General features: G+C 32.9%; 6 protein-coding genes and 1 pseudogene. 6 read left to right on the top strand and 1 reads right to left on the bottom strand.

Annotated features, from left to right (window positions below; genetic code table 11):
* The first annotated feature begins 464 nt into the window (after nucleotides 1–464).
* The 6 genes and pseudogenes from SLH48_RS19030 to SLH48_RS19055 all read left to right on the top strand — a co-directional run.
* Nucleotides 465–1,508 (top strand): Wadjet anti-phage system protein JetD domain-containing protein, encoded by a 1,044-nt coding sequence (locus SLH48_RS19030; protein WP_320259435.1) that lies wholly within the window; start codon nucleotides 465–467, stop codon nucleotides 1,506–1,508.
* A gap of 3 nt (nucleotides 1,509–1,511) precedes the next feature.
* On the top strand, nucleotides 1,512–3,056 hold the full coding sequence (locus SLH48_RS19035; RefSeq protein WP_320259436.1) for a hypothetical protein: 1,545 nt from the start codon (nucleotides 1,512–1,514) through the stop codon (nucleotides 3,054–3,056).
* Entirely contained in the window at nucleotides 3,049–3,813 is a 765-nt protein-coding gene (locus SLH48_RS19040; RefSeq protein ID WP_320259437.1) for a DUF6063 family protein, read from the top strand. The genes SLH48_RS19035 and SLH48_RS19040 overlap by 8 nt, the downstream gene beginning before the upstream one ends.
* Nucleotides 3,800–8,209 (top strand): hypothetical protein, encoded by a 4,410-nt coding sequence (locus SLH48_RS19045; RefSeq protein ID WP_320259438.1) that lies wholly within the window; start codon nucleotides 3,800–3,802, stop codon nucleotides 8,207–8,209. Before SLH48_RS19040 ends, SLH48_RS19045 begins: the two co-directional genes overlap by 14 nt.
* Nucleotides 8,210–8,721: 512 nt before the next feature.
* Complete coding sequence (locus SLH48_RS19050; protein WP_320259439.1) at nucleotides 8,722–9,228, top strand: recombinase family protein; 507 nt, start codon at nucleotides 8,722–8,724, stop codon at nucleotides 9,226–9,228.
* Between the two features lie 28 nt (nucleotides 9,229–9,256).
* Nucleotides 9,257–9,748, top strand: a pseudogene (locus SLH48_RS19055) (type I restriction-modification enzyme R subunit C-terminal domain-containing protein); the annotation flags it as partial.
* 154 nt (nucleotides 9,749–9,902) lie between these two features.
* On the opposite strand, the gene SLH48_RS19060 reads toward SLH48_RS19055, so the two are convergent.
* The coding region (locus tag SLH48_RS19060; RefSeq protein ID WP_320259445.1) for a transposase at nucleotides 9,903–10,062 on the bottom strand (160 nt) is incomplete at its 5' end.

The following is a 10,062-nucleotide window of genomic DNA, read 5'->3' on the forward strand; positions in this document are numbered from 1 at the left end:
AAAAATTAAGTTTTATGCAGAGTCTTTGAATAGTTCTTCTATTGCTTGAGGTGTTTTATAAGAAATGCTGCTATGGTTTCTTAAATTTCCGGCTCAAAGAAACATAACTCGAGATAACAAGAGGGGTCAACTTTTACATGAGCGACCTGGTCAACTTTGGGGTTGACAATAACAGGTATCAGAGTAATTGGGTGCTTAGTAAAGGATAATAGGTAATATATTAAGCAGTTAGAGACGGTCATCTTGTATGGTGATCGTCTTCTTTGTTTGACTTCATACTGTGCATTAATAAGGATTCAATATTCTAAGTACTATTAAAATATTTCTATATATTGGTTATAATGGATTTATTAAGATGTTACAAATTTTTTGAAAAACGAGCTAAACCAAATCAGATATGATGTTCTCGTTAGTCTGCCGACTTTTAGGGAAAAGATACAGGATTAGATAAAACGGAGGTATTTATGTATAAGGAAGTGCTTGAATTTATAAATAATCATAGGAAGGTTTATATAGATACTTGGGATATCCAAAGTTCATTGCAAATTAATGGTGATTTTGTGTATTCGCACTTTGCAGGATCAATTAAAAGATTAGTAGAAGAGGATATTATTGAACCTGTTATCTCTAGCGGTGAAAGTCATCACCATCGGCAAGAGCTTAGGCTTTATAAAAGATATCGCAAGGTAAAAGTGCAAGAAGTAGTCTCAGAAGCTTATAAAAAAGAAATATTAACGATGTATCATGTGAAAATGAAAGTTTCGTTTTATATTCAACAACCTAAACAATACGCTGAAGACCATCATTTCTTAATTAAAATAAATCAGTTCTTGAATTCAGATTCACAAGATTGGTTAACGGTCAATGAGAGGTCATTTCAATTGTTTCAGGATGAAAAATGGTTATCTTTAAATGGTATGTCCTTGTTGAAGAAGATGGGATTATCATTATCTGATCTAAGGTGTTCGCAAATATTTGAACCCTTTTTTTACTTCGCGGTACCTTATTGGAAAGAGCTAACTCAAAGCAATGTTTTGATTGTTGAGAATAAGGATACTTATGGTTCTTTTAAAGAATTATTTAAAGAGGGAATTACGACATTTGCTGGAGTAAAATTTGATTTTTTAATTTATGGAGAAGGCGAAAAAATAATAAGAAGTATAGAATCGATTTGGGATATAAACGGAACTGATTCAAAGGATATACAAGGGTACTATTTTGGTGATATAGATCCCATTGGAATAGAGATATGTCTATCGTTAATGCGAAAAAATGAGATTTCTTTAGAACCTATGGCTGCTTTTTATGAGGAGCTGCTATCAATATATAAAAACACACGGCTTAAAAGGAAAAAGAAACAAAAGTATAAAGTCGATATTGCGGAAGAATTTGCTTCTTACCTAACTGACTCTTTAAGAGATGATTTTTTTGAAATCATTCAAGAACATTATTTGCCACAAGAGGGTTTGAATAAGAGTGTTTTAAGGTCTATGGCTGAAAGGGCGTAATTCATGTATAACAACGATATTTTTAAAGATTTTGGTACAAGGTTAGAGTCTATCTTGATATATAAACCGTTGTTGGAACTAGATCGAAAAGAACGGATTGCCAATATTCCTCTTTCATCAATCTGTCTGAGCATTCTACTGTTTATGATTGATAATATGCTTCACTACAAAAAGAACAATACCTACAATGATATAGCAAAGTTTCTACAAAGATTAATTAAGGAAAAAGTGGATTATGATATGAGCTTTCCAGAAGCTCAAGAAAAAGCTATTTTAATAGTCAGAGAATACTTAAGAAATAATGGTCAACAATTTGTATATGATTATTATGATTTTGAGAAAGATAGATTTAATCATAAAAGGTTTCACTTAATAGATTTTGAAGAGAATTATGATGTATCTGCTGCATCAAAACAAAGTGAATCATTTGTCTTAACACCGGAAGCAATAGAGGGCCTTTTTAAAACTAAAGAAATGTTCCAAGAAATACAAGTTACAATCATGCAAATGTACTTTAGGCAGCAGATTGATAGAGGTGTGTTTGATGGAGCTATTAGAACGGTAGAAGAAATTATATTCGTATTAAGGAACCGTCATAATGAAATGAAAAATCTAATAAAAACAATATCAAAAGACGTTTTACAGGTTGCAAGAGAAAAAGAATTCGAAAAAACAATACAACGATACGACGAAACCTTAAGAAGTGAAAAAGAGGCTTTTGCCAAACTAAAACAATTTGTTGAATATACACTAGATAAATACTATAAAGGTGATGGTGAGTGGACAGAAAAAGAAGAAAAGGCTATCCACGCAATTAGGAGGATTCAGCGTATGTGGAGTGAAGCGATGCAAGCTCATGAAGTACTTTTCTCTTTGAAGCAGGATTTACAAAAGACTTTTACTGATAACATTGAGAACTTAATGTTTAACTCCTTTCACACTAATATTAATTTTGAAAAAGAAGTATTGTCACTTGCAATAGATAACCTTATTGATTTAGATGGCATGAGAAAAATATTAAAACCTTTAAATCCTATAAAACCGTCGCGGCTATTTCATCCTAGTATTTTCTTCGAACCGCAAAAAATGAAAAAAGAATATGAAAAGACAAAGGAAGCTATTCCAGAACTTACTCCTGAGCAAAAGAGATTAAAACAGACAGAGGATAGGAAAAGGACCCAGTTGAAAATCGCTAAAGCAAAGGTTGTGTTTGAATGGTTGTTCAATCCACTATTAAGAAATGAGTCCTATGAGATGAACGGATATATCCATTCCATACCAGAAGAAGTTAAGAGTCAAGACGAATTTTATATAGCATTGATACAGATGCACCAACGACGATATATCAGCTTTAAACCTATTAAACCAGAGTTACAACCTCACCTAGACGAATTTACACAGGCTTTATTGGAATTTATAAACGAAAGTGAAATAAATAAAGTTTGTTCAAGCGCTTCGATAAATTTGAAGACGGATGAGTTTATTGTGCTTCAACCACTCGGAAAAGAAATTTCTAATTTTATTGTTAGGAGAAATTATGATGATTAGTAATGAGAGCAAAAGAATCTTTGCAGAAGCCTTAGAGTTCTATGAGTCCATTAAGATTAAGGGGAAGGTTGAGCCAAGCGAACGACATTTATGCAATCTTTATAAGGATGAAGAAGTAAGAGAGGTACTAGAGGATGTTATTGAAGTGCAAACAAAGGTGAGGTTTGTTCAACTAGATCCTAGTCAGACCATCTATATTATCCCATCTTTTGATAATGAATATCATCAATATAATAATAAAGAACTTAGAGACTTGTGGAGATTAAAGGACAATGCTGAATTGTATGCAGGTCAATTTTCAATGCTAATACTTTTGAGTATGTTTTATAATTCATCTACACAGAGGTTATCAGATAGAACATCCGTGTCTTTAGGTGAATTTTCTAAAGCTATTAATCATAATATGAGTAAATTAAATGGATTAGGCGACAAAGCGGTAGAACAGTATTCAGAAGAGCTTGAACTTGATCTAAAAAGTATTTTGGATGTTTGGAATAACCGAGCTCTGGTGATTGAAACGGCAAAAAGCCCAGATAAAGCGCCAAGCGGAAGGATTGGTTTGATTAATCGAATGCTAAGAAATTTAGAAAAAGAAGATTTGCTACTGCAAATAGGAGATGAAATTAAGCTAACTCCCAAAATGGATGCGTTAATTATTCGGTACTACTTCATCGATTCAAGGCGAGAACAGTTATTTAAATTTTTAAACAGCTCAATATTTTCAATGAAGAGGGACGATAATTATGGCAACGATTAATGCGGTAAAGTTATGCAATATCAACATTGATGGAGGGGATAAACTAATCCCTTATAACACTTTCAGCTTTAAAGGTTTACAATCGTTGTTTATCTTAGAGAACGGTGGAGGGAAGACAACGTTTATTCATTTGCTGTTGCAAGTGGTTTTGCCGAATACATCGAGCGGGAAGAGAAGTCTAGACGAAACATTGGAACAAGGTAAAAATGGGTTCATTATAGTGGAATGGAAACTAGATGATAAAGGGGACCAGCGGTTAATTACAGGATTTTCTTTTGAAAACAGAAAAGAGGCTGGCTCAGGAAAGTCATCTCTAAGATTTTACACATATACAATTGAATACCCGAGGGGTAAATATTCAATAAATGACCTGCCTGTTTACACAGAAGAAAATGGTAGAAAATATGTCACTTCTTATGAAATATTCAGAGATAAAGTAAAGAACATAACTAAGGTTCCTACAACAGTTTATAACTCAAAAAAGGTTAAAGAATATCAAGCAGTATTGAGAGAGCAAGGTGTCATCCCTGAGGAATGGGAGAATATCAAAAAAATAAATGTGTCAGAAGGTGCAGCGGATGCATTTTTTGAAAAAACGGATACAGTTCCCAAATTACTGCACCGTTTATTTATTCCTTCGTTAGAAAAAGCTATGTTTTCAGAAGATAAAAATGGAACTACTTTAACAGATGCGTTTTACAAATTCCAAGAGAACTTATTAAAGATACCGGATATCCAAAAAAACATTAAGGACTTTGCAGTTGTTGAGGATAATGTTGAGGAAGTAATTCAATCTGTAGAAAAATACGAATCAGAAAAAAAAGAAAAGAATGAAAAGAAGGATTATCTATTAAAGTTATCCGAAAGATTTAATCACTCAATTCAAGCGGCTAAGGAATCAATTTTGCTAAAACAACGGGAGTTGAGTGAACTTAACAAAGAAGCTACTGATCTTGACTGGAAGATAGAAAGCTTTGAGTCGTTTAAAAAAAAAGCAGAAATAATTAATGTGAAAAAAGATTTGGTGAATTTGAAGGAAGAGTTGGAACTCCTTAAAACTTCAAAGGACGAAGCGAATAGAACAATGCGGGAATTGAAAGCAATACGTGCTTATAATCGTCAAGCAGAGCTTTTGATAAAACGTAAAAGTTTGTTGTCTAGTATTGAAAACTTAGAAAAAAAGGATGTTGAATTAAAGGGGTTAGTAGACCAAAGGTATGAAGAAGCATCCTACTCATGGATCATTCGTGAGAAAGAGTTGAAAAATAAGATAGAAAAGGTCAACAATGAAGTGTTATCACTTTCAGATGAATTAAAAAATCAAGAATCTAAAAAGGACAAGCTTAGTGATGAAGCCAAAAAGCTAACTGATAAGAAAGCAAGAATTGAAGTTCGGGTAGAAGAATTACAAAAATCTAAAGAGCTCTTACTTTCTTGGTTTGATGAATGGGAATTATTAAATCCCCAAGAGTGCATAGAGAAATCGCAGGAGGAACTAGAAGCTTTATTGGAAAGAAAAAAGAGATACTCCAACGAGATAAACAATGGTCATGAAAAAATTGGGAACTTAAAGGACGAGCTTAATGATAGAAAATTACAGAAAATTAATACAAAAAATAGTATTGAAGCTGCGGAAAATAAGTTAGGCGATTATTATATTCATAAAGATAAATTATCGTCATGGTTATCGTCTTTTGGTTCGCGAGTACCCTCTAATCAAAATGAATTAGATGAAGTGTTAATGAGTCTGCGGAATGAATTAGCTGATAAAGAAAGTGAGTTAGAAAAATATAGTAATCAAGTTAGAGTAATAGAAGAAGATCTATTACGCTTAAAGGAAACTCCCTACTTTGTACCAAATAATCAAATAGAGGGTGTTAAGCGTTACCTCGATAAAAGGAATATCTTTGTGGTGCTTGGAAGTGAATGGCTTTCCGATCAAGATTTAAGTGAAACTGAGAAAACGGAAATACTAAATAAGCTACCACTTCTTCCGTATTCAGTACTAGTTGAAAGCTCACAAATAAAAGATATTCCCAAAGAGATGAACAGAGTAGAATGGAAAAGCTCATCTCCTATCATCTTTATTGATAAAGAAGAATTACTGAGAGTACAAGAAACAGGTAATTATATAGAAAACCTAAATTTAGTAACACCCCATGAAAACACATGGGTATATCAAAGTATTGATGTGAACTTGTTTGTCGGCAAAGATAAAATTAAAGAGCTTATTGAACGGAACGAAGAGCTGTTGATTCGTGCTCAAATTGTAGTTAAAGAAGTTAAAGGAAAACATTCAAATTGCCGAAAAGCAATTGAAGTAACTGAGGATTTCTTTTCAAGTTATTCCTTTGAGTATGAAGTGTCTGCAGTCAATGTACTAAACCAATTAAAAGAGAAACGTTTTGCATTAAAAGAAGCTATTGAAAGTAAGGTGGTTTCTCATGATACTTTAAGTTACAACATTGAACAATGGAACGAAGAGTTGGAGGTTGTTGAAACCAAATTAAAAGATGCTGAGGACAAACAAAGGAAAGTTAAAGAGTTTGTCGATAAATCCGCTGATGAACCAATGCATTCGCGTCAATTAAAAGAGATTGTAGTAAGAGATAGTGCGATAGAAAAGGAACAAAGAGATATAAAAGTTCGTATGCAAAAGATATCTGACAGGATAACCGAACTGGAAAAACAAGAGAGTTGTTTGGTAATGGAAAAGCAGCAGCATAATGACGACCAGAAGAAGTTTGGTTGGAAGGGCAAAATAATTTATGGACCTTCAATCGATTATCAACTTGCTAAAGTGTTGTATGAATCTAGTAGGGACGATTTAAATAGAGAATATAAAGAGCTTAAAGGACTTCAAGATTCTCTGGAGGATTGCAACAAGGGTATTGAAAGAGAAGAGGATGATATAAAAGAAAATGAAATCGAATACTTCTGGTTAGAATCTAACAAGCACAATGTCACATATGATGAAATCGCAAAAGCAAGAGAATTAGAAAGAAGTTACAAAGACAAAATCGAACCATTAGAACAACGTAAAAACGATGTTAACGGGGAATTAAATAAATTAGAAGGTGCTCTCGAAAACAATTTGAAGTCTATAAAAGATAAGTATGATAAAGAAGCTTATAGATATACAGATGACAGCGAATATCATAAGTTTGTTTTCTTGCAAGGTGAGCTAGAAGATAAGCGAGGAGTTTTGGTTAAAGAAATTGGTACTTTTGAAACAAAAGAAATCGCTTACGATAAATCTTATGAAGTATTGAAAAGTAACCTCCCTGAAATAGTTCCAGGTATAGTTGCACCACTTGAAACCTTTGATTGTAAAGTTGAACAGTTGATTTCCTTTACGAATCAACAAATATCTGAATTCAATAAATTGTTGACTGGTTTAAAAAGCGCTGAGGACTTAGTTAAGAGTAAATTCACTAACTTTAAGGGTCTACTAGAAGGTACAGATAACAGCAAAATTAAACAATTATCCAAGCAATTTGACTTATTGTTGGCAGAGGAAAGGTTGTTTGATTCTAACTATGTAATTGATAAGTTCACAAGGGTTTTGGAAGCAAGCAACATTTACAAGGAGCAGCTGGAACAGACTAAAGTTGAGGTAGAAAAAGACCGGGAAGAACTAATAGAAATGGCTTTAAACAGGGTTGGAGCTATATATGACCGAATTATAGAAATGCCCAAAAGTTCAAGGTTAAGTATATATGGTAGAGAATTACAGGCCATTAGATTAAGGTGGGATAGAATGTTAGATGGAGATGCTAAAAATCATATGTCCCGTCATATTGAAGATGTTGTAGGAGATATAAATAGAAGATTGAATGAAGGAGCCAGTCAAGAAGAAATTCAACGTTATATTCAGGCGCAGTTAGACACAAGGGAGTTAATGAAATGCTACGCACCTTTCCATCAGTGTCAAATTGAAATTTATAAACCAAAAAAAGAACAAGTAATGAGAGACAAGAATAAAAGAATCGAGTATGCGCCTTGGGAAATAGCTGTTAAGTGGAGTGGTGGAGAACAATATACTGTTTATATGACGATGTTCATGGTATATATTATGCATGTTAGACGAGCTGAAGCGGGAAGAGATAGGGAGCCATTCACTATAATTGTAGACAATCCTTTCGGTAAGGCATCCAACGATCATGTTGTTGATCCGATTCTTGAAACAGCTAAGAAGAATAATATTCAATTAATCTGTCTAACAGCACATGACACGCCACGGATAATAAGTAAATTCCCTGTTGTATATAGTAATGTTTACAATTATGAACCAAACACAAAAACGGAGATATTAGAATCTACATTTAAAGAAACGCTTGAAACGTTTAAGTATATAAACGAAGAGGAGATAGTTGAGCAAGGTAGCTTGGTTTAGTGAAACTGTTAATGCTAACATTAATGGTAATTTAACAATATTAAGCTATTAAAATTTCATTTTATTTTGAATAGATATTGACAAATGCAATTTAGTTACTCTAAAATAGGTAGCAGAAATAACAAACAAGCGTTTGGTGTTTTAGTCATACAATGCATATTGTTTGCAATTTACTTTCGTCATTAATAAAATAAAATTTTAGTGTGCTATTTTTGATAGATTGGAATAGTACAGACCAACTGTTATTAAACTAGTAGAGCGCAGAAGCACTGCCAGAATTATCCATAAAAATATTTATTTTTATGGATAAACTGGGGTGCTTTTTTTGTTATTTATTACAAAAAATTGAAAATTAAAATGGGGAAAAGAATCAAGCCTGATTACAACAGCTATTACGAAACAATCTTAACTAAGAATGAAGACTTGCATAAGGTCAAAGCATCCGATTTTTTGTGCTACTTTTCTGACTTGATCATTAAGTATTCAAATGTACTTGAAAGAGGGAATAAATAATGGAAAAGCACCTAATGAGTGGAAAAAGAGGCTTAGCTTATCGAAGAAGAAGTCCAAGACCGGAAGAAGATTACGGAAATACTTCCTTAGAAAAGCAAGAAGATGAAATAGTTAAGTTTTGCGAACGAAACAATATTGAACTAGTTGATATATATACTGACGATCTTAAGTCTGGAAAGTCATTTGAAGGTAGAGATGCATTTAAAGAAATATATCATAGAGTACTAAGTAAAGAAGAAGATATAGACTATATTATTGTTCTTAAACAAGATCGCCTATCACGAGATACAATAGACACGCTATATATTATGAAGCGACTAAACGAAGCTGATGTTCACCTTATTTCAATAGCAGATAATTTAAACACTGAAGATCCCAAAGCAGAAATACTTGTTCATGTTATGTCTCTAGTTGCTCAGTTAGAACGAGAATTTATTTCTTATAGAACAGCATCAAGAATGGAAAAAAAAGCAGAAAGTAGAAGCCAATACCATACAACTTGTTAGTCGCTTTGACTTAGTAATGTACACCATTGAGTTAGAAAGTTTCCGTGAAGCAATGCTTGACCTGATCAAGTTCATTAAAAAGGAAAAAAATGTACTACACTAATTTCAGAGATAAAGTCCTTGAAGTTAAAGAAAGCGGACCTATTTTTCATTCAAATGATCTTCAAAATTACAAAAAGAAAGTGCATCATTATCTCCAAGAGATCAATTGGCGATCCATAAATTAAGAATCAACAAACAGTTAACTGACCAAGACTTGAAATTTCTAGAAGACATTCTTTGGAACGAATTAGGAACAAGAGAAGATTACAAAATGGATTTCGGATATATACCTATAACAAAGCTTGTTCAACAAGTTGTTGGATTAGATACATTAGCTGCAAATGAAATGTTCTCAGAATTTCTTTCAGATGAAAAGTTAAACATCCAATAAAGTAGGTTTGGAAAATTCATTGTGGATTATGTTGTTAAAAATGGAGTTATGGATAAGAAGGTATTACAACAAGATCCATTTAAGTCTACTTAATAATACACACTTTTTTATAAAATCACACGTAAGTATAAGAAATCAGAAAGAGGCTGGGACATAACTAGCCTCAAAAAATGAAAAAGGTGAATTTGAGTGAGCTCAAATTCACCTTTTTTCTATTTAGAGTGGTAGGGCCTCTATTACCTTATTTGTTGGCAGTGATTTTGTTTAAATTCACAGCCATTAACGCAAGGCCCATTTCGTTTTCCACCTTCGATTTTCCACGTACAGAAAATCGAGAGAAACACAAATTCGCCTTCAAAAATCCAAAAACTGGTTCCACATCGATTTTTCGTTTTCGATAG

The organism is Cytobacillus sp. IB215316 (genome assembly GCF_033963865.1).
Lineage (GTDB): Bacteria > Bacillota > Bacilli > Bacillales > SM2101 > Nanhaiella > Nanhaiella sioensis.

What these genes read in the sequence shown, in the direction of transcription:
- SLH48_RS19045 (WP_320259438.1), top strand. Translation starts at nt 3,800, where the DNA reads ATGGCAACGATTAATGCGGTAAAGTTATGCAATATCAACATTGATGGA.
- SLH48_RS19040 (WP_320259437.1), top strand. Translation starts at nt 3,049, where the DNA reads ATGATTAGTAATGAGAGCAAAAGAATCTTTGCAGAAGCCTTAGAGTTC.
- SLH48_RS19035 (WP_320259436.1), top strand. Translation starts at nt 1,512, where the DNA reads ATGTATAACAACGATATTTTTAAAGATTTTGGTACAAGGTTAGAGTCT.
- SLH48_RS19030 (WP_320259435.1), top strand. Translation starts at nt 465, where the DNA reads ATGTATAAGGAAGTGCTTGAATTTATAAATAATCATAGGAAGGTTTAT.
- SLH48_RS19050 (WP_320259439.1), top strand. Translation starts at nt 8,722, where the DNA reads ATGGAAAAGCACCTAATGAGTGGAAAAAGAGGCTTAGCTTATCGAAGA.